Genomic DNA, 25,096 nt, shown 5'->3' with positions numbered 1-25,096 from the left:
GATCGGCTCTCATGGACCTGCTGAACACGCTGGTGGACAAGGGGTTTCGGCGCGAGTCGCCGACCCGCGAGGAGGCTCTCGCCGTCCTCGCCACTTCCGACGACGACCTGCTCGATGTGGTGGCCGCGGCCGGCAAGGTACGCCGCCACTGGTTCGGCCGACGGGTGAAACTCAACTATCTCGTCAACCTGAAGTCGGGCCTGTGCCCCGAGGACTGCTCCTACTGCTCGCAGCGGCTCGGCTCGAAGGCCGAGATCCTCAAGTACACCTGGCTCAAGCCCGACCAGGCCTCCCAGGCCGCCGCCGCGGGCGTGGCCGGGGGCGCCAAGCGGGTGTGCCTGGTGGCGAGCGGACGCGGTCCGACCGACCGGGACGTGGACCGGGTCTCCGACACCATCAAGGCCATCAAGGAGCAGAACGAGTCCGTCGAGGTGTGCGCCTGCCTCGGCCTGCTCTCCGACGGCCAGGCGGAACGGCTGCGCGAGGCGGGCGCCGACGCCTACAACCACAACCTCAACACGTCCGAGGCGACGTACGGGGACATCACGACCACGCACACGTACGCCGACCGGGTGGACACCGTGAACAAGGCGCACGCGGCCGGGCTGTCCGCCTGCTCGGGCCTGATCGCGGGCATGGGCGAGAGCGACGAGGACCTGGTCGACGTGGTCTTCTCGCTGCGCGAGCTGGACCCGGACTCGGTGCCGGTGAACTTCCTTATCCCGATGGAGGGAACGCCGCTGGCCAAGGAGTGGCACCTGACCCCGCAGCGGTGCCTGCGCATCCTGGCGATGACGCGGTTCGTCTGCCCGGACGCCGAGGTGCGCATCGCGGGCGGGCGCGAGGTCCACCTGCGCACGATGCAGCCGCTCGCGCTGCACCTGGCGAACTCCATCTTCCTCGGCGACTACCTCACCAGCGAGGGTCAGGCCGGCCATGCGGACCTCGAGATGATCGCGGACGCCGGTTTCGAGGTGGAGGGCGCCGGCCAGGTGACCCTGCCGGCGCACCGGGCGGCGGGCCGGGACGGCTGCGGATCGCACGAGGGCGGCGGGGCCTGCGGCTCCGCCCCGGCCGCGGGAGGCTGCGGATCCGCTCCGGCGGAGGGAGGCTGCGGCCCCGCGGCGCCCGCCGAACCGGTGGTGGCCGGCGAAGCCCGAACGGACCTGGTCGCCGTACGCCGCCGTGGTGCCGGAACGGACCTCGCGCCCAATGCCTGAGCCCGCGCTGACCGTGAACGAGTTGCTGGCGCTCGACCGGCGGCACGTCTGGCATCCGTACGGCCCCATGCCCGGCCGGCAGGACCCGCTCGTCGTGGAGTCGGCGAGCGGGGTGCGGCTGCGGCCGGCCGGCGGCTCCGGCGAACTCGTCGACGGGATGTCCTCCTGGTGGTCGGCCATCCACGGCTACAACCACCCGGTACTGAACGAGGCCGCACGCGAGCAGCTGGACCGGATGAGCCACGTGATGTTCGGCGGGCTCACCCACGAGCCCGCCGTACGGCTGGCGAAGCTCCTTGTCGACATGACACCCGAGGGCCTGGAGCACGTCTTCCTCGCCGACTCCGGCTCGGTGTCGGTCGAGGTCGCGGTCAAGATGTGCCTGCAGTACTGGCGATCGCTGGGCCGCCCGGCCAAGCGGCGCCTGCTGACCTGGCGCGGCGGCTACCACGGCGACACCTGGCAGCCCATGTCGGTGTGCGACCCCGAGGGCGGGATGCACGAGCTGTGGACGGGCGTCCTGCCGCGCCAGGTCTTCGCGGACGCGCCGCCGACGGAGTACGAGGAGTCGTACGCGGAACACCTGCGGGCGCAGATCGAGCAGCACGCCGACGAACTGGCGGCGGTGATCGTCGAGCCGGTGGTCCAGGGCGCCGGCGGGATGCGGTTCCACTCCCCCGCGTATCTGCGGGTCCTGCGCCAGGCGTGCGACGCGCACGGCGTGCTGCTGGTGTTCGACGAGATCGCGACCGGGTTCGGGCGTACGGGCGCGTTGTTCGCGGCGGAGCACGCGGCGGTGACGCCGGACGTGATGTGCGTGGGCAAGGCGCTCACCGGCGGTTACCTGACGATGGCGGCCACGCTGTGCACGTCGGAAGTGGCCGACGGCATCTCCCGGGGCGAGGTGCCGGTGCTGGCCCACGGGCCGACGTTCATGGGCAACCCGCTGGCGGCGGCCGTGGCGTGCGCGTCGATCGGGCTGCTGCTCGGCCAGGACTGGCTCACGGAGGTCAGGCGGATCGAGGCGGGCCTGCGGGAAGGCCTCGCGCCCGCCGCCGAAACGCCGGGCGTACGGGACGTACGGGTACTCGGCGCGATCGGCGTGGTGCAGCTCGACCACGCCGTCGACATTCGGGCGGCGACGGCGGCGGCCGTGCGCGAGGGCGTGTGGCTGCGGCCGTTCCGCGACCTGATCTACACCATGCCGCCGTACGTCACGGACGACGCGGACGTGGCACGGATCGCCCGCGCGGTGTGCGCGGCGGCAGGAGAGGGATGACATGCCGGTACTGGTGATCACGGGCACGGGCACGGAGGTGGGCAAGACGGTCGTGACCGCCGCCGTCGCCGCGACCGCGCTGGCGGGCGGCCGGTCGGTGGCCGTGCTGAAGGCCGCGCAGACGGGCGTAGGGCCGGACGAGCCCGGGGACGTCCAGGAGGTGGCGCGCCTCGCGGGCCCCGTGACGGCGGCGGAAGTCGCCCGCTACCCGGAGCCGTTGGCGCCGGGGACGGCCGCGCGGCGGGCCGGCCGGGCACCGGTGCGCCCCGAGGACGTGGCCCAGGCCGCGGGCAAGCTGGCCACCGAGCACGACCTCGTCCTGGTCGAGGGTGCGGGCGGACTCCTCGTACGCTTCGACGCGGCCGGCGGGACGCTGGCGGACGTGGCCGGGCTGCTGGGGGCACCGGTGCTGCTGGTGGCGTCGGCCGGGCTGGGCACGCTGAACACGACGGAGCTGACGGCACGTGAACTGCGTTCGCGCGGGCTGGAGCTGCCGGGTGTGGTGATCGGCAGTTGGCCGGGGTCCCCGGACCTCGCCTCGCGCTGCAACCTCGCGGACCTCCCGGAGGTGGCCGGAGCCCCCCTGCTCGGTGCCGTGCCCGCCGGAGCGGGCTCCCTGCCTCCGGCCGCCTTCCGGTCGACGGCCCCGCACTGGCTGGCACCCTCCCTGGAGGGCTCCTGGGACGCGGAGGCGTTCGGGACACGCGAGGCTCCCTGACCGGCGGGGCGAACACCACGCGCCGGCCAGCGCCCCGTGTCGCCCCCTCACGGGCCCGCACCGGGACGGTCAGTACGGCTCGAAGGCGGGCGGCTGCCGGTCCGCACGGTGGCGACTCCCGGTCCGCACGGTGGGGGCCGGCGGTCCGCAGGGTGGCGGCTGCCGGTCCGCACGGTGGCGGCTGCCGGTCCGCACGGTGGGGGCCGGCGGTCCATGCCCGGCCCTCGTCACGGGCCGTGGCTTCCCGGCCCAGCATCCCCGGCCGACCGCCCGGGACGCGCGGGACGCCGGCGCGAGGCACGGCCCCGTCTCCGGGCGGGCCCGGCGCCGGGGGAAAGGCCCCGCCCGCGCGGTGGGTGCGTGGCACTCGTACGGGGGACAATCGTGGTGAGGCACCACCTCGTGAGGGAGGTCCCATGGCGCTGCGATCCACCCGTGCCCGCGGGGTGCCGCGGGACGCCGTGCACCATCCGCTGTTCGCCCGCTGCTACGCCCGGGTCAGTGTGAGCGCCGAGACCCGGATGGGCATGGGGCCTGTGCGCGAGCGGCTGCTCGCCGGGTTGTCCGGACGGGTGATCGAGATCGGCGCGGGCAACGGCCTGAACTTCTCCCACTACCCGGGCACCGTCTCGGAGATCGTCGCCATCGAACCGGAGCGCACGCTGCGGCAGTTGGCCGTGGAAGCGGCGCTGCGCGCCCAGGTGCCGGTCGACGTCGCGCCGGGCGCGGCGGAGGCGCTGCCGGTCAAGAGCGAGGCCTTCGACGCGGCCGTGGTCTCGCTGGTGCTGTGCAGCGTCCGCGATGTGCCGCGAGCGCTCGGGGAGCTGAGGCGGGTGCTGCGGCCCGGCGGTGAGGTGCGGTTCTTCGAGCACGGCCGGGGCGGCGGCCGGGTGATGACCTTCACTCAGCGTGCGCTGGACCGCACGCTGTGGCCCGCCCTGTCCGGCGGCTGCCATGTGTCCCGCGAGCCGGTGGCCGCACTGCGGGAGGCCGGGTTCGCGCTGGGACCCTACCGGCGGATGATGATGCCGGAGAACGGGCCGGTGCTGCCGAGTTCGTACTGCGTGCTCGGCACGGCGTGGCGGCCGACCGGAGCCGATGCCTAGTCACAGGCTCACACGCTCCACCGGCGAAGCTCGTCAGCGATGTCGTCGACCGACGCCTCACCGCTCTTGACCAGCAGGGCGAGATCCCGCACCTGCTCGGGTGTGGTGGCGACCTTGACCCCGCCGGCGACCAGGTAGGCATAGGCGACCGCGGAGGCGAACAGGGCGTTGGAGCGCTCCAGAGCGGGGACGTGGATCAGCAGCTGGAGCAGCGCGGCGGCGCGGGCGTGCGGGCCCTCGTAGACAGGCGTGTCGAATATTTCCGCACGGTGGCGGGCGACGGCCGCGACGAGCGCTCCCCAGTCGGTGACCTGGGGGTCTCCCGGGGTGCGTTGTTCGGCGAGCATCAGCAGCCAGGCGAGGTCGATGTCGAGGTCGTTCATCCGAGGTCGTCCACCGCAGATCGTTGGTCCGGGATCGTCGGTCCGGGATCGCTCGACGGCTCAGCGGCGGCCGTCGCCGACCTCCTCGGCGAACACCTTCTCGTACTGCCGCATGAAGTCGGCGGCGGCCTCCACGAAGGTGCGGCCGGCCTCGCCGGTGTCCTGCCGGACCAGCTCCTCGATGTAGCGGTTGACGCTCATCCCCCGGGCCAGGGCCCGTTCGCGGGCCGCCCGTGCGGTGCCCTCGTCCACCCGCACGTTCAACTGGGCCTTCTGGGTCTTCGCCATACCTCGAAGCTAGCGCCGGAACGCTAGCGGCGGCAAGGCCGGCGTCCCGCGAGAACCCAGCGAAATAGCGGCGAACCGGTACCACAGGAGGATTCCTGGTGTGGGCCGGGTCACACTACTCTGGCGGCCCGCGGAGACCACCGAGGAGGCCGTCTTGTCCACACCTGCTGCAGAGCACGCCCCCGGTCGGGCGTCGGCCGACGACACCGCCGCCCGGGCGCGCGGCCTGACCAAGGCGTACGGCTCGGGCGAGACCACGGTGCTCGCCCTCGACTCGGTGGACGTGGACATCGCACGTGGCCGTTTCACCGCGGTCATGGGCCCGTCCGGCTCCGGGAAGTCCACACTGATGCACTGCCTGGCGGGCCTCGACACCGTCTCGGCCGGTCAGGTGTGGCTCGGCGACACCGAGATCACAGGGCTCAGGGAACGGGAGCTGACGCGGCTGCGCCGGGACCGGGTCGGGTTCATGTTCCAGTCCTTCAACCTCATTCCCACGCTGAACGCGTTGGAGAACATCACGCTGCCCCTGGACATCGCGGGCCGGGCCCCCGATCCGCAGTGGCTCGACCGGGTCGTCGACACCCTCGGGCTGCGGGACCGGCTGAGGCACCGGCCCGCCCAGCTCTCCGGGGGCCAGCAGCAGCGGGTCGCCTGTGCGCGGGCGCTGGTCTCCCGGCCCGAGCTGATCTTCGCGGACGAGCCGACCGGCAACCTCGACTCGCGGGCCGGTCTGGAAGTGCTCGGCTTTCTGCGGGAGGCCGTGGACGAGCTGGGTCAGACCGTCGTCATGGTCACCCATGACCCGGGCGCCGCCGCCCACTCCGACCTGGTGCTCTTCCTCGGGGACGGACGGATCGTGGACGAGATGGAGCGGCCGACGTCGGAGGCGGTGCTGGAGCGCATGCGCCTGTTCACCGGCGCAGGCCTCCCGGCCGCCCCGGGCGCGCCCACCGGGGCGGGGTCCCCCTCCGGAGCGGACACAGCCCACGGACCGGGCTCCCCGTCCGCGCCGGGCTCTCCCTTGGCGCCGGGCTCTCCCGAGCCGGGCTCTCCCTTGGCGCCGGGCTCTCCCGGCAAGGACTGACGCCGTGCTGAAGGCGACGCTCAGGAGCTTCCTCGCGCACAAGGGCCGGCTGGTGCTCTCGGCGCTGGCGGTCCTGCTTTCCGTGGCGTTCGTCGCGGGCAGCCTGGTCTTCTCCGACACCCTCACCCGTACCTTCGACCGGCTGTTCGCCTCCACCTCCGCCGATGTCACCGTCCGCCCGCAGGAGGGCCTCGACGAGTCGGTGCCCTCCGGGAGGACGGCGACCGTGCCGGCCGCGCTCGCCGACCGGCTGGCCGCGGTCGACGGGGTCGCCGCCGCGCGCGTGGACGCGGAGGTCGAGAACATCACCGTCGTCGACGACGGGAACGAGTCGGTGAGCCCGACCACCGGCGCCCCCACGATCGGCACCAACTGGAACCCGACCGACCGCAGCCCCGTGGAACTCACCTCGGGTCACGCCCCGCGCGGCCCGGGGCAGGCGCTGCTCGACTCGGAGACCGCCGACCGCGCGGACGTGCGTATCGGCGACACCGTCACCGTGATCGCCCCGCCGGGCTCGTTCGACGTCGAGATCGTCGGCATCGCCACGTTCACCACGACCAACCCCGGAGCGGCGCTGCTCTTCCTGGACACCCCGACGGCGCAGACGAAGCTGCTGGGCGATCCCCGCGCGGCCACCGGCATCTCCGTCGAGGCGGCGGCCGGGACGAGTGACGACCTGCTCAAGCGGCGCGTCGCCGACGCCCTGGGCGCGGACGCCTATCAGTACCGCACGGCCGCCGAGCAGGCCGAGTCGGACGCCGAACAGTTGGGCGGATTCCTCGACGTCATCAAGTACGTCATGCTCGGTTTCGCCGGAATCGCGGTCCTGGTCGGCGTGTTCCTCATCGTCAACACCTTCTCGATGCTGATCGCGCAGCGCACCCGCGAGCTGGGGCTGCTTCGCGCACTCGGCGCGGACCGGCGTCAGGTGCGACGCTCGGTGCTCACCGAGGCGTTGCTGCTCGGCGTGGTCGCCTCGACGCTGGGCCTGGCCGCGGGCATCGGGCTGGCCGCGGGGCTGATCGCTCTGATGAACGCGCTCGGCATGAACATCGACTCCGGCGAGATGGCCATCGGCTGGGCGACGCCCGTCGCGGCGTACGTCGTCGGCGTCGGGGTGACGTTCGTCGCCGCCTATCTCCCGGCGCGCCGTGCGTCGGCCGTCTCCCCGATGGCGGCCCTCGCGGACGCGGAGATCGCCGGAGTGGGCCGGCCGCTGCGGACGCGGGCCGTGGCCGGCGCCGTCGTCGGGGCCCTGGGCCTGGCCGCGCTCGTGGGGTGCGCGGCGGCGACCGGGACCTCCTCGGCGGCGGCGCTGCTCGGGCTCGGTGTGGTCCTGACCCTGCTCTCCACCGTGATCGCCGGGCCGCTGCTCGTCCGGCCGGTGATCCGGGTGCTCGGAGCGGCCTTCCCGGCCCTGTTCGGTTCGGTCGGCCGGATGAGCCGGCGCAACGCGCTGCGTAACCCCCGCCGCACCGGTGCCACGGCCTCCGCGCTCATGGTGGGCATCGCGCTGGTCGGCGGGATGTCGGTGGCCAGCGCCTCGATGACCGAGTCCTTCGACCAGCAGATCGACAAGGTGATGGGCGCCGACTTCGTCGTGCAGAACGGCGGTTTCATGCCGTTCCCGCGTGAGGTGGGCGAGCGGGTGCTCGAGACCGAGGGCGTCGGGCTCGTCGTACGGTCGCGGTTCGCGCCGGTCGCCGTGCGGCTGCCGGACGGTGAGCGGGTGGAGACGACCGCAACGGGCTACGGCCCGCGCCTCGACGACGTCGCCAACATCCCGTACGCGCGCGGGGACACGGCGGCGGCGCTCGCGCCCGGTCACCTGGCGATGGACGCGGACTTCGCGCGGGAACACGGCGTACGCCCCGGCAGCACGGTCTCCGTCGAGTTCCAGGGCGGGCGCGTCGCCGACCTGACGGTGGGCTCGCTCACCGACCAGGACTCCGCCCAGGGGTTCGGGATGGAGGGCGGGCTGTTCTTCGGCCTGGAGACGCTGGAGCGGTACGCACCCGGGGGCCAGGACTCGTCGCTGTATGTGAACGCCGAGCCGGGGACGAGCGCCGACGCACTGCGCGCGGACCTGGAACGGACACTGGACCCGTATCCGCAGGTGCAGGTGCGCGACCTGGCCGACTACAAACAGCTGGTACGCGACCAGATCGCGGTGCTGCTCTACCTCGTGTACGCGCTGCTCGGGCTGGCGATCGTCATCGCGGTGCTCGGCGTGGTCAACACCCTCACGCTGTCGGTGGTGGAGCGCACCCGTGAGATCGGGCTGCTGCGGGCCATCGGGCTCGCCCGGCGACAACTGCGCCGGATGATCCGGCTGGAGTCGGTGGTGATCGCGGTGTTCGGAGCGGTCCTCGGGCTGGTCCTGGGGCTGGTGTGGGGCGTGTGCGTTCAGCAGGTGCTGGCACTGGAGGGGCTGACGGCGTTCGCGATTCCGTGGGGCACGGTCGTCGCGGTCGTGGTGGGTTCGGCGGTGGTGGGCGTGGTGGCGGCGCTGCTGCCCGCGCTGCGTGCCTCGCGCATGAATGTGCTGGCGGCCATAGCGCACGAGTGATTGACTCCAGTGGCCCGAAGTCCCCCGCCACGTAGGAGAGTTCATGTCGCGTCCGTTCCGCTTCGGCGTCAACCTGATGACGTCCGCGCCTGCCGACGAGTGGAGTGCGAAATGCCGGCGGGCCGAGGAGCTGGGGTACGACGTGATCCTGGTCCCGGACCATCTCGGCATGCCGGCGCCGTTCCCGGCGCTGGTCGCAGCGGCCCGGGCCACCGAGCGGCCCCGGCTGGGCACCTTCGTGCTCAACGCGGGGTTCTGGAACCCCGCGCTGCTGGCCCGGGAGGTGGCGACCACGGACGCCCTGACGGGCGGACGCCTGGAACTCGGGCTCGGCACCGGCTACGTACGGGCGGAGCACGACGCGGCGGGGCTGCCGTTCGGCTCGCCCGGTGAGCGGGTGGACCATCTGCGGCGCACCGTCGAGGAGCTGGAGCGACTGCTCGGCGACGAGGAGTACCGGCCGCGGCCGGTGCAACGTCCCGGGGTGCCGCTGCTGATCGGCGCCAACGGCGACCGGATGCTGGAGCTGACGGCCCGGCACGCCGCCATCGCCGCCTTCACGGGCGGGCGTACCGTGCGGGGCAGTTCGACGGGGCAGCTCGCCCCGATCACCGCCGGGGAACTCGACGAGCGCGTGGCCCGGTACCGGGAGCTGGCGGCGGGCCGCAAGGAGCCGGCGGAGCTGAACCTGCTCATCCAGATGGTCGTCGTGACCGAGGACCGCGAGGCCGCCGTCCGCCCCTTCCTGGAGTACGTGCCGCACCTGACCTTCGAGCAGGTGCTGGAGCTGCCCATCTTCCTGGCCGGAACCGTGGAACAGATCACCGAGCGGGTGCGGGCGCAGCGAGAGCGGTACGGGTTCACCTATCTGACGGTGCTGGAGCCGTACATGGAGGCTTTCGCCCCGGTGATGCGGGCGCTGCGCGACGCCTGACGGCCGTACGCGCGCCCCGTGCGCGCCCCGTGGGATTACGAGGCCGTCCGACGCGCGCGGCCCTGCGAGGTGCGTGACGGTCCGACGTGCGTGGCCGTCCGCGTGCGCGGCGGCCCGAAGTGCCTGACCGTCTGCGTGCGCGGCAGTCCGGCGGGCGTGGCGGTCCGGCCTGCGCGGCGCTCCGGCGGACGCCGCGGTCCGCATGCCGGAATGTCGCGTGGCGGTCCGGCGTGCGTGATGGGGTCGTCGCATGACCGAACTTCGCATACGGGCCGCCGCGCGGCCCGGGGATCTGGACACCGTGCTCGCCTTCTGGAAGGTGGCCGCCGAGGGGACGAGCATCAGTGACGACCGGCAGGGCGTGGAGCGGCTGGTGGCCCGCGATCCCGAAGCGCTGATCCTGGCCGAGCGCGGCGGCGACCTGGTCGGCACGGTGATCGCGGGCTTCGACGGCTGGCGGTGCCATCTGTACCGGCTGGCGGTGCACCCCGACCACCGGCGCCAGGGCATCGGCTCGGCCCTGCTCACGGCCGCGGAGGAGCGGTTCGTCCGGCTCGGCGGGCGCCGTGGGGACGCGATGGTGCTGCGGCGCAACGAGCGGGCCCAGCATGCCTGGCGGGCGGCCGGGTACGCGCCTCAGGAGCAGTGGCGACGCTGGGTGAAGCCCCTCCCCGACTGAAAGGCTGTGACGACCGGCGCATGAGCGAGTCCAGTCCCCATCGGCGATTCTCCCGGCGCCTGCCGCGGACCTCCCCCCGGGGCTGTGACCCGGCGCCCCTCCTCGGCGCACGACATCGCGCGAACCTCCGTGTCCTGGCCGATCATGGATCCGAGGTGACCCGATGACCGAAGTGCTTCTGCTGCTGGTGGCGATCCTGCTCGCGCTCGCGTGCGGCGCCTTCGTCGCGGCCGAGTTCTCGCTGACCACCGTCGAGCGCGGCGAGCTGGAACGGGCGGCGGCGCGGGGCGAGCGGGGTGCGGCGAGCGCCCTGAAGGCCGTACGGAAGCTGACCTTCCAGCTCTCCGGGGCGCAGCTCGGCATCACGGTCACCAACCTGGTGGTCGGCATGCTCGCCGAGCCGTCGGTCGCGGCGCTGATCGCGGGCCCGCTGGAGAGCGTGGGGATCTCGCGCTCGGCCTCCTCCTCGCTGGCGCTGGTGCTGGGCACGGCTCTGTCGACGGTCTTCCTGATGATCGTCGGCGAGCTGGTGCCGAAGAACTGGGCGATCTCCTCGCCGCTGGCCGTGGCCAGGAGGGTGGGCGGCCCGCAGCGCTGGTTCAGCGCGGCCTTCCGGCCCTTCATCACCCACCTGAACAACACGGCCAACCGCATCGTGCGCCGTTTCGGCGTGGAGCCCGCCGAGGAGCTGGCGTCCGCGCGCGGGCCTCAGGAGCTGGCGGCGCTCGCCCGGCACTCGGCCAAGGAGGGCGCGCTGGAGGCCGACACCGCCGAGTTGTTCGTGCGGACCCTGAACCTGGCCGATCTGACGGCGCAGAACGTGATGACCCCCCGCGTCCAGGTCGTCGCCCTCGACGCCCGCGCGACGTGCGAGGACGTGGCGAACGCGACGCGGGCGACCGGGCTGTCCCGGTTCCCCGTCTACCAGGACACTCTCGACGCCGTGGTGGGAACCGCGCACATCAAGGACGTACTCGCGGTGCCGGCCGAGCGGCGACGTCGGATCGCGGTCGCCGAGCTGATGCGCGAGCCGCTGCTCGTCCCGGAGTCACTGACCGTCGACCGGCTCCTGGACCGGCTCTCCGGGCGGCGCACGATGGCCGTCGTGATCGACGAGTACGGCGGGACGGCCGGCGTGGCCACGCTGGAGGACATCGTCGAGGAGGTCGTCGGCGAGGTGCGGGACGAGCACGACCCGCACGAGACGCCCGAGCTGGATCCGGCCGGCACCGACGAACAGGGCCACGCTCTGTACCGGGCCGACGGCGCGGCCCGCGTGGACCGGCTGGCGCGCCTGGGACTCAAGGTGCCCGAGGGGCCGTACGAGACGGTCGCCGGGCTGGTCGCGGCCGGACTGGGGCACATTCCGGCCGTCGGCGACATCCTGGACGTCGCCGGCTGGCGGCTGGAGGTCGTGGACGCCACGGGTCGCAGGGCGGCCCGGGTGCTGCTGCACGCGCCGCTCGACGACGCGCGCGCCGCCGACGACGCGGACGGAGCACACAAAGGCGAAGGGAAGGCAGGCCGGTGATCGCCGTACAGCTGCTGATCGGTCTGGCGACGCTCGTCGTCAACGCCTTCTTCGTGGGTGCCGAGTTCGCGCTGATCTCCGTGCGCCGCAGCCAGGTGGAGCCCTACGCCGAGGAGGGCGACCGGCGCGCGAAGAGCGTGCTGTGGGGCCTGGAGCACGTGTCGGCGCTGATGGCGGCGGCGCAGCTGGGCATCACGCTGTGCACGCTGGTCCTCGGTGTGGTCGCGGAACCGGCGATCGCGCACCTGCTGGAGCCGGTGTTCCACGCGGTGGGCGTGCCGTCCGGCGCGGGGCACGCGGTGTCCTTCGTGATCGCCCTGGCGCTGGCGACGTACCTGCACATGCTGCTCGGCGAGATGGTGCCGAAGAACATCGCGCTGGCCGAGCCGGTGCGCAGCGCGCTGCTGCTCGGGCCGCCGCTCGTGGCGCTGTCCCGGGCGCTGCGCCCGGTGATCTTCACGATCAACGCCTTCGCGAACGCGCTGCTCAAACTGCTCAGGGTCGAGACGAAGGACGAGGTCTCCGCGACCTTCACGGATGCGGAGCTGGCCGAGTTCGTGAAGGACGCCGGCGAAGCCGGGCTGATCGACGACCGGGCGCAGGAGCGCCTCCACGACGCCCTGGAACTGGGCCGGCGTCCGGTGCGGGACGTGGTGCTGCCGCTGGAACGCGTCGTCCACGCGCGCGTGGGCATCACCCCGGAGCAGTTGGAGCGGCTGTCGGCCCGGTCCGGGTTCTCCCGTTTCCCGGTGGTGGACGACGGGCGGCGGATCGTCGGCTACCTGCATGTGAAGGACGCGCTGGACGCCTCGCCCCGCGACGTGCCGTTCCGGCTGCGGGACATGCGGCCCATCGCGCGGGTGCGGGAGCGCACCCCGCTGGACGACGTACTCACCGCGATGCGGCGCAGCCGCACCCATCTGGCGGCCGTACTCGGGTCGGACGGGCGGCTGGCGGGGCTGGTGACCATGGAGGACGTACTGCGGGAGCTGTTCGGGCAGCGGACGTGAGCCGGTGGGGCGGAGGCCGGCGCCGGCGCGGGAGCGGATGACGGGGGAAAGGCGGGGGGCGGAGGCGGATGGCGGCACCGGCGGATGCGGAGGGCGGTGCGGGCCCGGAGGGCGACCGACCGGCGGGTATGTGTAGGGGCTACCATTTCTGTCGCCATGCAGACGAATCCCACCCACACCAGTCTTGTCGCCGTCGGCGACTCCTTCACCGAGGGCATGTCGGACCTGCTGCCCGACGGCTCCTACCGGGGCTGGGCCGACCTCCTCGCCGCGCGGATGGCCGCCCGCTCCCCCGGCTTCCGGTACGCGAACCTCGCGGTGCGCGGAAAGCTGATCGGGCAGATCGTCGACGAGCAGGTCGACGTGGCGGCGGCCATGGGAGCCGACGTGATCACGCTGGTCGGCGGGCTCAACGACACACTGCGGCCCAAGTGCGACATGGCCCGGGTACGTGATCTGCTGACGCAGGCCGTGGAGCGGCTCGCCCCGCACTGCGAGCAGCTGGTGCTGATGCGCAGCCCGGGGCGCCAGGGTCCGGTGCTGGAGCGGTTCCGGCCGCGCATGGAGGCGCTGTTCGCCATCATCGACGACCTGTCGAAGCAGCACGGCGCCGTGGTGGTCGACCTGTACGGGGCCGACTCGCTGGCCGATCCGCGCCTGTGGGACGTGGACCGGCTGCATCTGACCGCCGAGGGGCACCGCCGGGTCGCGGAGGCCGTGTGGCAGTCGCTCGGTTACGAGCCCGAGGATCCCGAGTGGCACGCGCCGATCCCGGCGACGCCGCCACCGGGCTGGGTCATGCGCCGGACCGCGGACGTCCGCTTCGCCCGGCAGTACCTGCTGCCCTGGATCGGCCGCAGACTGACGGGCCGGTCGTCCGGGGACGGCCTGCCGCCCAAGCGTCCGGAGCTGCTGCCGTACGAGGACCTGACGCCGTGATCCCCGCGCCCGCGCGCCCTTCGTAGGTTCCGACGAAGAGCCCCGTGGAGCTGGCCTGCAGGAATCGCCAGTAGAATCCGTTCACGTGACTTCCGCTCCCGCCAAGCCCCGCATCCCGAACGTCCTCGCCGGACGCTACGCCTCCGCCGAGCTCGCCACGCTCTGGTCGCCCGAGCAGAAGGTGAAGCTCGAGCGGCAGCTCTGGCTCGCCGTGCTGCGGGCCCAGAAGGACCTCGGCATCGCGGTGCCCGACGCCGCGATCGCCGACTACGAGCGCGTCCTCGACCAGGTCGACCTGGCCTCGATCGCCGAGCGCGAGAAGGTCACGCGGCACGACGTGAAGGCGCGGATCGAGGAGTTCAACGACCTCGCCGGGCACGAGCACGTGCACAAGGGCATGACCTCCCGCGACCTGACGGAGAACGTCGAGCAGCTCCAGGTCCGGCTCTCCCTCGAGCTGATCCGCGACCGCTCGGTGGCCGTCCTGGCCCGGCTTGGCAAGCTGGCCGGCGAGTACGGCGAGCTGGTCATGGCCGGCCGCTCCCACAACGTCGCCGCTCAGGCCACGACGCTGGGCAAGCGCTTCGCCACCGCCGCCGACGAGCTGCTCGTCGCGTACGGCCGGGTGGAGGAGCTCCTCAGCCGCTACCCGCTGCGCGGCATCAAGGGCCCCGTCGGCACCGCCCAGGACATGCTCGACCTGCTCGGCGGGGACGCGGGCAAGCTCGCGGAGCTGGAGCAGCGGATCGCCGGGCACCTGGGCTTCTCGCAGGCCTTCACCTCGGTCGGCCAGGTCTACCCGCGCTCGCTGGACTACGAGGTCGTCACCGCGCTGGTGCAGCTGGCGGCGGCGCCTTCGTCGCTGGCGAAGACCATCCGGCTGATGGCCGGGCACGAGCTGGTCACCGAGGGCTTCAAGCCCGGCCAGGTCGGCTCCTCCGCGATGCCGCACAAGATGAACACCCGCTCCTGCGAGCGCGTGAACGGCCTGATGGTGATCCTGCGCGGCTACGCCTCGATGACCGGCGAGCTGGCGGGCGACCAGTGGAACGAGGGCGACGTCTCCTGCTCGGTGGTGCGCCGGGTGGCGCTCCCCGACGCGTTCTTCGCCCTCGACGGGCTGCTGGAGACGTTCCTGACGGTGCTCGACGAGTTCGGCGCCTTCCCGGCCGTCGTGGCCCGGGAGCTGGACCGCTACCTGCCGTTCCTGGCCACCACCAAGGTCCTGATGGGTGCGGTGCGGGCCGGCGTGGGCCGCGAGGTCGCGCACGAGGCGATCAAGGAGAACGCCGTCGCCTCCGCGCTGGCGATGCGCGAGCAGGGCGCCGAGCGCAATGAGCTGCTCGACAAGCTGGCCGCCGACGAGCGCATCCCTCTGGACCGCGCCGGGCTGGACGCGCTGATGGCCGACAAGCTGTCCTTCACGGGCGCCGCGGCCGACCAGGTCGGCGTCGTCGTCGCCCGGGTCGAGGAGATCGTCAAGCAGCACCCGGCCGCCGCGGGGTACACCCCCGGAGCGATCCTCTGACGCGCTTCACCCAGGCGGAGCTGGAGGCCGCCCGCGACCGTCTCGTACCGGACGTCGTCGCGGACGGTCTCCGCGTGCTGTTCTGCGGCATCAACCCCGGACTGATGACCGCGGTGACCGGCCACCACTTCGCCCGTCCCGGCAACCGCTTCTGGCCGGTGCTGCACCTGTCCGGGTTCACGCCACGGCTGCTGAGGCCGTCGGAGCAGCAGGAGCTGCCGTCGTACGGGCTCGGCATCACGAACGTCGTCGCGCGGGCCAGCGCGCGGGCGGACGAGCTGACCGCGGAGGAGTACCGGGAGGGCGGTCGGGTGCTGGCGCTGAAGGTGGCGCGGCTGCGGCCCCGCTGGCTGGCCGTGGTGGGTGTCACCGCGTACCGGGCGGCGTTCGACGAGCGAAAGGCCCAAGTGGGCCCGCAGACGCGGACGATCGGGGACACGCGCGTGTGGGTGCTGCCCAATCCTAGTGGGCTCAACGCGCACTGGACGGCGCAGACGATGGCGGAGGAGTTCGCACGGCTGCGGGTCGCCGCGGAGACGGAACAGCAGGCGGAGCAGTAGGGGTTGGCGTCCGTCACGGTGGTGCCTGCTCCGTGACGACGGCCAGCAGTCGCGCCTCGTCCGCCTCGTCGTCCCGGTCGGCGACGGCCACCGCGACCCAGCGGCCGGTGCCCTCCGCCTCCCAGAGGTACGCCACGCGCGCGCGGGCGCTGAGACCGGCCCACGGCTCGGGTATCTCCTCCCGCTCGGTCCGCAGCAGGACGGTCTGCAGGTTCCAGGGGTCCGTCTGCCCCCAGCGCGTGGCGAGCCGCTCGTAGAGGGCGTCCCGCTCCTTCTCGTACTGCTCCACCGTCACCGCCCGGTCGTCGCCGCGCAGGGCGTGGCCGCTCTCCAGCACCGCCACGAAGTGATCGGGCCCCCCTGTGCCCTCGCCCGACGGGCCGTGCTCCGCCGGGAAGGGCCGGAAGCACAGCTCGTCGATGAGGGCGATGTGCCGCGCGATGTCCATGCCCTCCAGTAAACCGGCCGCCACTGACAATTGGCGGGGCGTCAGCGGCCCGGGCGTCAGGCCGCCGGCGGTGTCAGGCGTCCCGGCTGCGCAGCCTCCAGGCTCCCGCCAGCAGGGCTGCCGCCGCCCACAGCGCGGTCACCGCGAGTCCGGCCCAGGGCCCCAGCGTTCCGTCGTGCGTCTCGTACAGGACGACCTGCCCCGCCTTGTCCGGCAGGAAGTCGGTGGCGCCGCCCACCGCGTCGCCGATCACGAAGGAGACGATGAGGATGAACGGAATCAGGACGGACAGGGTGGCCACGCCACTGCGGAACAGAGCCGTGAGGCCGGCCGCGAGCAGGGCCATCAGCATGAAGTAGATCCCGCATCCCACGACGCCGCGCACCTGCTCGCCGGTGCTGAGTCCGCTCGCCGCCGAGCCGAGGCCCGCCCGGGCCGCGACGAGGGCGGCGAACGCGGTGAGCAGCCCCACGACGAGGGCCGGCACGGCGACTACCACGAGTTTCGCCGCGAACCACCGTCCGCGCCGCGGAACCGCGGCCAGGGAGAGCCGGATTCCGTTGCCCTGGTACTCGCAGGAGACGACCATGGCCCCGAAGGCGATGGCGGCGATCTGGCCGGGCATGACGCCGGACAACGCCATGAACAACGGGTCGAAGTCCGGGTCGGAGGTGTCGGAGACCCCGGCCAGCGCGGAGAAGGCGGTGGTGACCGCGAACACGGCCAGCAGGGTGCCGCACAGTGAGCGCAGGGTGAGGACCTTGAGCGCCTCCGAGCGGAGTACGGGGGTGAAGTGCATGGTCACGCCTCCTGGGGCTGTGCGCTGAACTCGGTCTCGGTGGCCGTCAGGTCGAGGTAGGCCTGTTCCAACGTGCCCTCGTGCGCTGTCAGTTCGAGGACCGGGACGCCCGCGGCGGACATGGCGCGGCCGATGTCGTCCACACGCGCGTCGTGCACGGTCCAGTGCCCGTCGTCGTGTTCCACCGCGTCGTGGCCGTACCGGGCGAGGGCGGCCTTCAGGGCGGTGGGGTCCGACGTACGGACGCGGACCCGCGGCTGCACGCGCGCGTCGATGAACTCCCGCATCGGCGTGTCGGCGAGCAGCCGGCCCCGGCCGAGGACGACCAGGTGGTCGGCGAAGGACGCGGTCTCGTTCATCAGATGACTGGAGACGAGGACCGTGCGTCCCTCGGCCGCGAGCCGGCGCAGCAGTTCGCGGATCCAGATGATGCCCTCGGGGTCCAGTCCGTTGGAGGGCTCGTCCAGCATCACCACCTCGGGATCGCCCAGCAGGGCGGCGGCGATGCCCAGCCGCTGGCGCATGCCCAGCGAGTACGTCCGCACCCGGTGGCGCGCCACCGACGCGATGCCCGTCTCCTCCATCACCTCGTCGGCCCGGCGCGACGGGACGCCGTTGCTCGCCGCGAGGACGCGCAGGTGGTCCCGGGCGGTGCGTGAGCCGTGGGCGGCGTGCGCGTCGAGCAGGGCGCCGACGTGCCGCAGCGGCTCGTGGAGGGTGGCGTAGGGGCGTCCGCCGACGGTCGCGGTCCCTGAGGTGGGCCGGTCCAGGCCCAGGACGAGCCGCATGGTCGTGGACTTGCCGGCGCCGTTGGGGCCGAGGAAGCCGGTGACGCGGCCGGGGCGCACGGTGAAGGTGAGGTCGTCGACGGCTCGTCGGGTGCCGTACTCCTTGGTGAGGTTCTGGACGTCGATGCTGGTCATGTCGACAGCGTGCCGGTTCGTACGGGGCCGGGGCCTCCCCCGCCGGTGGAGTCCGTCTCCCCCGTGCGGGGGAGGTCCGCTGTCAGTGGCGGCTGGCACGATGACGCGATGGTCCGCTTCCTGCGCCCGCTGTTTCGGGGGACGACGTACACCCGGCTGCTGCACCTGTGGGTGCCCATGCTCATCGTGAGTGTGTGGGTGCTCATCGACGACACCAAGATGTGGGTGCCCGCGCTGGTGTTGGCCCCGGTCGGCTTCATCCCGGCGGTGCGGACCGGCGAGGGCGTGCAGGCCCGTCTGCTCCTCACGCCCGGCCACGAGGACTCCGCCTTCTCGGTCGCACCCTCGGCGAACTGGCGCGACCGGCTGCGCACGGTGGCCTGGCTGGAGCTGCGCATGCTCCTGGGCATCTTGACCACGGGTGCCTGTGTCTGGCTGCCCGTTCTCACCGTCGAACTGGTCCGGCTCGCCCTGGGGCACCGGATCGACGACATACCCGTCCTGCGGGACGCCGCGCCGCACTGGGCGTACGCGCTCCTCGCGGTGCTCCCGCTCCTCGCACTGTACGGCGCCGTGGTCGGGCTCGGTGTCATGGCGACGGCGGCGGCCCGCGCGTTCCTCGGACCGTCCGCCGCCGAGCGGCTCAACGCCCTCGAGGAACGCACCGAACAACTCCTCGAACGCAACCGCATCGCCCGCGAGCTGCACGACTCCATCGGTCACGCGCTGACCGTGGCCGTCGTGCAGGCGGGTGCCGCCCGCGCGGCGAACAGCCCCGAGTTCACCGAACGGGCCCTGACCGCGATCGAGGAGACCGGCAGGGCGGCCCTGGAGGACCTGGAGCGGGTGCTCGGCGTGCTGCGGGAGGCGGAGCGGCCGGTGAGCAGCAGACCGACGCTCGCCGACGCCGGCCGTCTCCTGGAGTCCGCCCGCGCCTCCGGGACGAAGGTCGACGCCGAGGTCACGGGGCCGTTGGAGACCCTGCCGGGGCCTGTCTCCCGGGAGGGCTACCGCATCCTCCAGGAGGCGCTGACCAATGTGCTGCGGCACGCGGGTGGCGTGCCGGCGCGGGTCCGCGTCGAGGTCGCGGACGGGGCGCTCACGCTGGAGGTGTGCAATCCGCTGCCGGACGCGCGAGCCGCGCCCGGACGCGGCAGCGGGCTGCGCGGTATACGCGAGCGTGCCGCGCTGCTGGGCGGGCGGGCGCACACTGGGCCCGACGGCGCGGGTGGCTGGCAGGTACGCGTCGAGCTGCCGCCGGGCTGATCTACGCTGGGCGGATGCCGGTCAGAGTGCTCCTCGTCGACGACGAACCCCTCGTACGCGCGGGTCTGCGGGCCGTGCTGGAGGCGCAGCCGGACATCGAGGTGGTCGGCGAGGCCGCCGACGGGGCGGCGGTCATCCCGCTGGTGCGGCAGATGCGGCCGGACGTGGTCGCCATGGACGTCCGGATGCCCCTGATGGACGGCATCGAGGCCACCCGCGCGCTGCTGCGGACGATGGCCGAGCCGCCGAAGATCCTCGTGGTGACGACCTTCGAGAACGACGAGTACGTGTACGAGGCGCTGCGTGCGGGCGCCGACGGGTTCCTGTTGAAGCGGGCCCGGCCGGCCGAGATCGTGCACGCGGTACGGCTGATCGCGGAGGGCGAGTCCCTGCTTTTCCCGGCCTCGGTGCGGCAGCTCGCCGCCGAGTACGGCGACGGCGGCGGGAACCGGGCGGCCCGCGCCGAGTTGGAGCGGGCGCAGCTGACCGAGCGGGAGGGCGAGGTCCTGCGGCTGATGGCACGCGGGTTGTCGAACGCGGAGATCGCCGCCCGGCTGACCGTCGGCACGGAGACGGTGAAGTCGCACGTCAGCGCCGTACTGTCGAAGCTGGGGGCGCGGGACCGCACACAGGCGGTGATCACGGCGTACGAGTCGGGTTTCGTGGCGCCCGGGTGAGGCACCGCGGTACTGCGGCAGGGGCCGACCGGCACTCGCCGGGGCGGAGCGGGCCGAGTACGATCCGGCGAACACGCGCACGAGCTGGGAGGACGGACGTTGAGCGGGCTGACCGGCGGGGATCCGTCGCTGCTGCGGAGGATCAACTCCGCGGTGGTGCTGCATGCGTTGCGTGCCACGGACTGTGCGACGCTGACCGAGATCACCCGGGTGACAGGGCTGTCCCGGCCGACCGTCGAGGGGGTCGTCGAGGGCCTCATCGAGGCGGGTCTCGTCATCGAGGCGGCCGCCGACGAGGGTACGGCCCGTCGGCAGGGGCGGCCCGCGCGGCGGTTCCGGTTCCGGGCGGAGGCCGGGCACCTGCTCGGTCTGGAGATCGGGCCGCACCGCGTCGCCGCGCTCCTGTCCGGCCTGGACGGCCGCGTGATCGGCGCACAGGCCAAGGACGTCGACGAGGGTGCCCCGGCCGACGAGCGGCTGGAGCGGCTGCGCACGGCGGTCGCCGAGCTGCTGCGCCGGGCCGGTGTGGCCCGCGGATCGCTGCGTGCCGTGGGAGCGGCCACGCCGGGGATCGTCGAGGCGGACGGCACGGTCCGGCTGGGCACCGCGCTGCCCGGGTGGACGGGGCTGCGCCTGGGCGAGCGGCTGAGCCGTTCCTTCAAGTGTCCGGTACTGGTCGAGAACGACGCGAACGCGGCGGCGGTCGCCGAGCACTGGAAGGGAGCGGCCACCGAGTCCGACGACATCGTCTTCGTGCTGGCCGGACTGAGCCCGGGAGCCGGGGCGCTGATCGGCGGACGGCTGCACCGGGGGTACGGCGGGGCGGCCGGCGAGACCGGCGCGCTGCATCTGCTGGGCCGGGACGTGACCCCGGAGACGCTGCTGTCCACCACGGACCAGCCACTGCACCCGCTGGACGAGCAGGCGGTCGCCAAGGTGTTCGCCGAGGCCCGTGAGGGCGACCGGCGGGCCCGTGCGGCCGTCGAGCGTTACATCCAGCGGCTGGTGCACGATGTGGCGGTGATGGTGCTGGCCCTCGATCCCGAGCTGGTCGTCATCGGCGGCTGGGCGGCCGGGCTGGACGACGTACTGGAGCCGTTGCGACGTGAGCTGGCGCGCTACTGTCTGCGCCCGCCGAAGCTGGCCCTGTCGCTCCTCGGCGAGGCGGCCGTGGCGACCGGCGCGCTGCGGCTGGCCCTCGACCATGTCGAGGAGCAGCTGTTCGCGGTCGAGGGCGCCACGGCCCGCCGCTGACCTGCCGCGGACGGGTCCGGGCCGGTCAGGAGGCCCGGGTGTCGGGGCCGTGGTGGATCTCCACGTCGCCGAAGTCCCCGAACGTCAGCCGGCAGGTGTCCGCGCGGTAGGTGGCGACGGAGAGCGCGGCGGTGCGGCCCTCGACGAGGTAGCGGGTGGTGACCACGAGGACGGGCGCTCCCGGGAGGCGGTCCAGCTCCTTCGCGTCCTCCGCGCGGGCCGATCCCAGTTCCACGGCGCTCTCCTGCCGCTCCAGTTCCCCGCGCCGCAGTTCGCGGAGCACGGCACGCGCGCGTGCGACGCCGGAGGGCGCGTCGATGGAGGTGAGGTCGGGCACCGAGGCCGGCGGGACGTACAGAAGCTCCGCCGCGACGGGCTGGCCGTGCGTGACGCGGGAGCGGCGGACGGTGTGCACGGGCTCGTCCCGGCCGGTGCCCAGCGCGTCGGCGACGGCCGCGGGCGGAGCCGCCAGGGCGCAGTCGGCCGGCCGCCAGGCGTCGTCGGAGGTGCCGGGCCAGACGTGCTGCCGGGTGCCGACGGCAACGCCGACGCGCGGCGGGGCGACGGTCGTACCGACGCCACGGCGGCGCTGGAGCCTGCCTTCCAGTTCGAGCTGTTCCAGGGCCTGGCGGAGCGTGGCGCGGGCGACCCCGAAGCGGGCGGCGAGGTCCCGCTCGTTGGGCAGGACCTCACCTACCGAGAACTCCGAGTCCAGTGCCTCGCTGAGCACGGTCCTGAGATGCCAGTACTTCGGTTCCGGCACCGGTTCCAACTGCGTGGTCCCCACCCTGTCCTCCGCAATCACCGTGGTCCGGCGGCGTTTTGACGCCCTTGTTTATTAAAGGTTGTTGCAGTTCTCTGCGACGATAAAACGGCCCACACCCTTGGTCAAGACCAACCCCGCGGCAGGACGACGAGGCCCCCGTCGCGGGACGGGGGCTCGGGCCGGGTCAGGGAGGCGTTCGGCTAGGAGAGAGCGGCCAGGGAGCGCAGCTTGTCGGGGTTGCGGACGATGTACACCGACTGGATACGGCCGTCGGCCACGTCCAGCTGGAAGACGGAGTCGGGTGCGCCCCCGGACAGGACCAGCAGGGCCGGGCCGCCGTTGAGTTCCAGGGAGCGGAAGGAGACCTCCGGAACTCCCTTCCGTGCGGCGCCGAGCAGGAAGCGGCCCACCTTGTCCGAGCTCTCCAGGACGCGCAGCGGCGCCTTGGACTTGCCACCGCTGTCGCCCACCAGGCGGACGTCGGGCGCGAGCAGCGCCATCAGGCCTTCGAGGTCACCGCCGGCCGCGGCGGCGAGGAAGCGTTCGGTGAGGTCCCGGCGCTGGGCGGGGTCGACGTCGTAGCGGGGCCGCCGCTCGTCGACGTGCTTGCGGGCCCGCCCGGCGAGCTGGCGCACCGCGGCCTCCCCGCGGTCCAGCATGGCGGCGATCTCGGCGTACGGGTAACCGAACGCCTCCCTCAGGACGAACACGGCCCGTTCCAGCGGTGACAGCGACTCCAGGACGACGAGGACGGCGAAGGACACGGAGTCGGCGAGGACGGCCCGTTCCGCGGTGTCCGGCACGGCGTCCCCGAAGTCGGTGACACAGGGCTCGGGCAGCCACGGGCCGACGTACGTCTCGCCCCGGGACTTGATCTGGCGCAGCCGGTCGATGGCGAGGCGGGTGGTGACGCGCACCAGGTACCCGCGGGGTTCGCGGACGCCGGACCGGTCGGCGCCGGACCAGCGCAGCCAGGCCTCCTGGACCACGTCCTCGGCGTCTGCCAGCCGGCCCAGCATGCGGTAGGCGACTCCCAGGAGGACGGGGCGGTGCTCTTCGAACACGTCGGTCGCGGTTTCGGTGGTCACCGCTCCATCCCAGCGGACTCGTCCGGCCGTGTCCAGGCGGCGCAGGCCCCCGTCGCCGCCCTGCCGACGAGGGGCGGCGACGGGTGACGGCTGGCGAAGGGTGACGGAGTGGCGAAGGGCGACGACCGGGGGCTACCCGTCGGTAGCTCTTACTGACAAGCTGTCTACGCAACGCCGTCACCGTTCATGTGTTCCCGGAAACACGCGTTCCCGACAAGGAGCCCCATGCCCGCAACGCTCTCCTTCACGGCCCCCACCGCGCACGGTCCGCAGGACATCACCCTCGCCTACGCGCGCGCGGGCGCCGGCGAGCCGCTGCTCCTGCTGCACGGCATAGGCCACCACCGGCAGGCCTGGGACCCGGTGGTCGACATCCTCGCGACCGAGCGTGAGGTGATAGCGGTGGATCTGCCCGGGTTCGGGCAGTCGACCGCGCTGCCGCCCGGACTGCCGCACGATCTGCCGACGACGACCGCCGTACTCCACGCCTTCTGTGCGGCTCTGGGCCTCGACCGGCCGCACGTGGCCGGCAACTCGCTGGGCGGACTGCTGGCCCTGGAGCTCGGCCGCGAGAACCTGGTGCGTTCGGTGACGGCCCTGTCCCCGGCCGGGTTCTGGACGCAGGCCGAGCGGCGCTACGCCTTCGGCGTGCTGACGGGGATGCGCCGGACCGCCCGGAGCCTGCCCCTCCCCCTGGTCGAGCGGCTCTCCCGTACGGCGGTCGGCCGCACCGCCCTGACGAGTACGATCTACGCCCGTCCCGGCCGCCGCTCCCCCGAGGCCGTGGTCGCCGAGACGCTGGCGCTCGCACGCGCGGAGGGGTTCGCCGAGACGCTCCGGGCCGGACGGAGTGTGCGGTTCACCGACGACGTCCCCGGCGTCCCCGTCACCGTGGCGTGGGGCGACCGGGACCGGCTGCTCCTGTCCCGGCAGGGCATACGCGCCAAGCGCACCATTCCGCGGGCCCGGCTGGTGCGACTCCCCGGCTGCGGTCACGTCCCGATGAACGACGATCCGGCGCTGGTCGCCCGCGTCCTCCTGGACGGCAGCCGCGCTCAGGAGGCGAGCGCCCTGAGCACCTCCTTCAGCACGGTCGGGTTGTAGGGCATGCTCGCGTGCGGCGTGCGGTCGTCCGGGTCGATGTCCTGCAGGACGATGTTGTCGACGTAGCGGCCCTCGGTCTGCTCGAGGGCGCACGAGGTGTACGGCGTGACCACGTCGTCGTACTGGGTGGCGATGACGGTGTGGCGGACGCCCTCCGTCGTCTCGCCGAGGCCGGCCAGCTCACTCTGGAAGGGATGGTCGTGCTGGAGCTGCGGCCAGGCCGGCACGACCTCCCCGACGGCGCCCTGTTCGAGGAGTTCCACCGCGCCGGGGATCTGACGCGCGAGGTTCAGCAGGCCCTGGGCGGTGACCCCGTGGTTGCTGGGCGCGATGCCGACGAAGTTGTGCACCTTGGGCCCTCCGCCGAGGGCGTTCAGGTAGTAGCGCGGCATCATGCCGCCCTGCGAGAAGCCGACCAGGTCGACCTGCTGGGCACCGGTGCGCCGCAGCACCTCGTCGACGAAGTCCGCGAGCTGCCGGGCGGAGTGCTTGATGTCGCCCAGCCCGAAGATCACCGGACTGCCGTGCTGGCCGTAGTCGAGCCGGAAGACCCGGTGGCCGTGCTGCCGCAGCAGGGGGGCGGCGGAGGTCCATGTGTAGCCGCGGTTGCCGAAGGTGCCGTGCACGAGCACCACCGGGCGGGGATGCTCCTCGGTCGCCGGGACGTTCCAGTCATCCTCTCCCGCCCGTACATCGACGGTGGCGATGACCTGGGCGGAGCCGGCCTGCGCCAGCCCGTGCACCCGGTGCGGCGCCTCGGTGATATCGGTGGTGACGTCCTCCGAACTGACGCCGGGGATGCGGGGGTTGACGAAGCTCACGACGATCTCCCTGTCGTTGGGAATACCGCTGGGTCGGCGCTGAATTCTCAGTTTCGCGTCCCTCGAATTCCGCAACGATCCCTCGTTCGAGGTAAAGAATTCGTTCCATCGGGTAA

At 73.0% G+C, this 25,096-nt stretch carries 25 protein-coding genes; 17 read left to right on the top strand and 8 right to left on the bottom strand.

Going from position 1 to position 25,096, the window contains the following annotated elements:
- Positions 1 to 11 precede the first annotated feature (11 nt).
- The 4 genes from bioB (at position 12) to ACH4F2_RS22995 (ending at position 4,323) form a co-directional block, all read left to right on the top strand.
- Positions 12 to 1,220, top strand: a complete 1,209-nt coding sequence (gene bioB / locus ACH4F2_RS23010) for a biotin synthase BioB (RefSeq protein ID WP_398134591.1) — start codon at positions 12 to 14, stop codon at positions 1,218 to 1,220.
- Positions 1,213 to 2,499: an adenosylmethionine--8-amino-7-oxononanoate transaminase gene (locus ACH4F2_RS23005; RefSeq protein ID WP_398134590.1), complete on the top strand. Its 1,287-nt coding sequence runs from the start codon at positions 1,213 to 1,215 to the stop codon at positions 2,497 to 2,499. The genes bioB and ACH4F2_RS23005 overlap by 8 nt, the downstream gene beginning before the upstream one ends.
- Position 2,500: 1 nt before the next feature.
- A complete protein-coding gene (bioD, locus tag ACH4F2_RS23000) occupies positions 2,501 to 3,217 on the top strand; it encodes a dethiobiotin synthase (protein ID WP_398134589.1) in 717 nt (238 codons plus the stop codon).
- Positions 3,218 to 3,633: 416 nt separating this feature from the next.
- A complete protein-coding gene (locus ACH4F2_RS22995; RefSeq protein ID WP_398134588.1) occupies positions 3,634 to 4,323 on the top strand; it encodes a class I SAM-dependent methyltransferase in 690 nt (229 codons plus the stop codon).
- Positions 4,324 to 4,331: 8 nt separating this feature from the next.
- On the opposite strand, the gene ACH4F2_RS22990 is transcribed toward ACH4F2_RS22995, so the two are convergent.
- Both ACH4F2_RS22990 and ACH4F2_RS22985 read right to left on the bottom strand, forming a co-directional pair.
- Positions 4,332 to 4,706: a fic family toxin-antitoxin system, toxin component gene (locus ACH4F2_RS22990; RefSeq protein WP_398134587.1), complete on the bottom strand. Its 375-nt coding sequence runs from the start codon at positions 4,704 to 4,706 to the stop codon at positions 4,332 to 4,334.
- 60 nt (positions 4,707 to 4,766) lie between these two features.
- Positions 4,767 to 4,994, bottom strand: coding sequence for a toxin-antitoxin system HicB family antitoxin (locus ACH4F2_RS22985; RefSeq protein WP_398134586.1), 228 nt, complete (start codon positions 4,992 to 4,994; stop codon positions 4,767 to 4,769).
- A gap of 154 nt (positions 4,995 to 5,148) precedes the next feature.
- Here ACH4F2_RS22985 and ACH4F2_RS22980 point away from each other — a divergent pair, with 154 nt between their 5' ends.
- The 9 genes from ACH4F2_RS22980 to mug all read left to right on the top strand — a co-directional run bounded on the left by ACH4F2_RS22980 (position 5,149) and on the right by mug (position 15,834).
- Positions 5,149 to 6,081, top strand: a complete 933-nt coding sequence (locus ACH4F2_RS22980) for an ABC transporter ATP-binding protein (RefSeq protein WP_398134585.1) — start codon at positions 5,149 to 5,151, stop codon at positions 6,079 to 6,081.
- Between the two features lie 4 nt (positions 6,082 to 6,085).
- On the top strand, positions 6,086 to 8,653 hold the full coding sequence (locus ACH4F2_RS22975) for an ABC transporter permease (RefSeq protein ID WP_398134584.1): 2,568 nt from the start codon (positions 6,086 to 6,088) through the stop codon (positions 8,651 to 8,653).
- A gap of 43 nt (positions 8,654 to 8,696) precedes the next feature.
- Positions 8,697 to 9,587 carry an LLM class F420-dependent oxidoreductase gene (locus tag ACH4F2_RS22970; protein ID WP_398134583.1) on the top strand — a complete coding sequence of 297 codons (891 nt, stop codon included), beginning with the start codon at positions 8,697 to 8,699 and terminating at the stop codon, positions 9,585 to 9,587.
- Positions 9,588 to 9,837: 250 nt separating this feature from the next.
- A complete protein-coding gene (locus ACH4F2_RS22965) occupies positions 9,838 to 10,266 on the top strand; it encodes a GNAT family N-acetyltransferase (protein ID WP_398134582.1) in 429 nt (142 codons plus the stop codon).
- A gap of 163 nt (positions 10,267 to 10,429) precedes the next feature.
- Complete coding sequence (locus tag ACH4F2_RS22960; RefSeq protein WP_398134581.1) at positions 10,430 to 11,797, top strand: hemolysin family protein; 1,368 nt, start codon at positions 10,430 to 10,432, stop codon at positions 11,795 to 11,797.
- Positions 11,794 to 12,807 carry a hemolysin family protein gene (locus tag ACH4F2_RS22955; RefSeq protein ID WP_398134580.1) on the top strand — a complete coding sequence of 338 codons (1,014 nt, stop codon included), beginning with the start codon at positions 11,794 to 11,796 and terminating at the stop codon, positions 12,805 to 12,807. Before ACH4F2_RS22960 ends, ACH4F2_RS22955 begins: the two co-directional genes overlap by 4 nt.
- Positions 12,808 to 12,963: 156 nt before the next feature.
- Positions 12,964 to 13,746, top strand: a complete 783-nt coding sequence (locus ACH4F2_RS22950) for an SGNH/GDSL hydrolase family protein (RefSeq protein WP_398134579.1) — start codon at positions 12,964 to 12,966, stop codon at positions 13,744 to 13,746.
- A gap of 85 nt (positions 13,747 to 13,831) precedes the next feature.
- Positions 13,832 to 15,274 (top strand): adenylosuccinate lyase, encoded by a 1,443-nt coding sequence (purB, locus tag ACH4F2_RS22945; RefSeq protein ID WP_398134578.1) that lies wholly within the window; start codon positions 13,832 to 13,834, stop codon positions 15,272 to 15,274.
- Complete coding sequence (gene mug / locus ACH4F2_RS22940) at positions 15,271 to 15,834, top strand: G/U mismatch-specific DNA glycosylase (RefSeq protein ID WP_398134659.1); 564 nt, start codon at positions 15,271 to 15,273, stop codon at positions 15,832 to 15,834. The genes purB and mug overlap by 4 nt, the downstream gene beginning before the upstream one ends.
- Before the next feature lie 13 nt (positions 15,835 to 15,847).
- On the opposite strand, the gene ACH4F2_RS22935 is transcribed toward mug, so the two are convergent.
- From ACH4F2_RS22935 to ACH4F2_RS22925, 3 genes are all read right to left on the bottom strand, one after another.
- Positions 15,848 to 16,282: a hypothetical protein gene (locus ACH4F2_RS22935; protein ID WP_398134577.1), complete on the bottom strand. Its 435-nt coding sequence runs from the start codon at positions 16,280 to 16,282 to the stop codon at positions 15,848 to 15,850.
- Between the two features lie 73 nt (positions 16,283 to 16,355).
- Positions 16,356 to 17,081 carry an ABC transporter permease gene (locus ACH4F2_RS22930; RefSeq protein WP_398134576.1) on the bottom strand — a complete coding sequence of 242 codons (726 nt, stop codon included), beginning with the start codon at positions 17,079 to 17,081 and terminating at the stop codon, positions 16,356 to 16,358.
- Between the two features lie 2 nt (positions 17,082 to 17,083).
- Positions 17,084 to 18,004, bottom strand: coding sequence for an ABC transporter ATP-binding protein (locus ACH4F2_RS22925; protein WP_398134575.1), 921 nt, complete (start codon positions 18,002 to 18,004; stop codon positions 17,084 to 17,086).
- 108 nt (positions 18,005 to 18,112) lie between these two features.
- Between ACH4F2_RS22925 and ACH4F2_RS22920 the strand changes: the two genes are divergently transcribed.
- The 3 genes from ACH4F2_RS22920 to ACH4F2_RS22910 all read left to right on the top strand — a co-directional run bounded on the left by ACH4F2_RS22920 (position 18,113) and on the right by ACH4F2_RS22910 (position 21,201).
- A complete protein-coding gene (locus tag ACH4F2_RS22920) occupies positions 18,113 to 19,270 on the top strand; it encodes a sensor histidine kinase (RefSeq protein WP_398134574.1) in 1,158 nt (385 codons plus the stop codon).
- A 14-nt stretch (positions 19,271 to 19,284) separates the two neighbouring features.
- Positions 19,285 to 19,947, top strand: coding sequence for a response regulator (locus tag ACH4F2_RS22915; protein ID WP_398134573.1), 663 nt, complete (start codon positions 19,285 to 19,287; stop codon positions 19,945 to 19,947).
- Positions 19,948 to 20,046: 99 nt separating this feature from the next.
- Entirely contained in the window at positions 20,047 to 21,201 is a 1,155-nt protein-coding gene (locus tag ACH4F2_RS22910; RefSeq protein WP_398134572.1) for an ROK family transcriptional regulator, read from the top strand.
- A gap of 25 nt (positions 21,202 to 21,226) precedes the next feature.
- Here ACH4F2_RS22910 and ACH4F2_RS22905 read toward each other — a convergent pair whose 3' ends face one another.
- Together ACH4F2_RS22905 and ACH4F2_RS22900 are read right to left on the bottom strand one after the other, a co-directional pair.
- The gene (locus ACH4F2_RS22905) at positions 21,227 to 21,988 is read right to left on the bottom strand and encodes a GntR family transcriptional regulator (RefSeq protein WP_398134571.1); all 762 of its coding nucleotides are present in this window, start codon (positions 21,986 to 21,988) and stop codon (positions 21,227 to 21,229) included.
- A 179-nt stretch (positions 21,989 to 22,167) separates the two neighbouring features.
- The gene (locus tag ACH4F2_RS22900; RefSeq protein WP_398134570.1) at positions 22,168 to 23,055 is read right to left on the bottom strand and encodes an RNA polymerase sigma-70 factor; all 888 of its coding nucleotides are present in this window, start codon (positions 23,053 to 23,055) and stop codon (positions 22,168 to 22,170) included.
- Positions 23,056 to 23,280: 225 nt separating this feature from the next.
- Here ACH4F2_RS22900 and ACH4F2_RS22895 point away from each other — a divergent pair, with 225 nt between their 5' ends.
- Entirely contained in the window at positions 23,281 to 24,159 is an 879-nt protein-coding gene (locus ACH4F2_RS22895; protein ID WP_398134569.1) for an alpha/beta fold hydrolase, read from the top strand.
- On the opposite strand, the gene ACH4F2_RS22890 is transcribed toward ACH4F2_RS22895, so the two are convergent.
- Complete coding sequence (locus ACH4F2_RS22890; RefSeq protein WP_398134568.1) at positions 24,111 to 24,980, bottom strand: esterase/lipase family protein; 870 nt, start codon at positions 24,978 to 24,980, stop codon at positions 24,111 to 24,113. The genes ACH4F2_RS22895 and ACH4F2_RS22890 overlap by 49 nt on opposite strands.
- Positions 24,981 to 25,096 lie beyond the last annotated feature (116 nt).

Source organism: Streptomyces sp. NPDC017890 (genome assembly GCF_044328675.1).
Taxonomy (GTDB): Bacteria; Actinomycetota; Actinomycetes; order Streptomycetales; family Streptomycetaceae; genus Streptomyces.
Note: the sequence above shows the minus strand (reverse complement) of the source record. Positions and strands in the feature narration are given on the sequence as shown.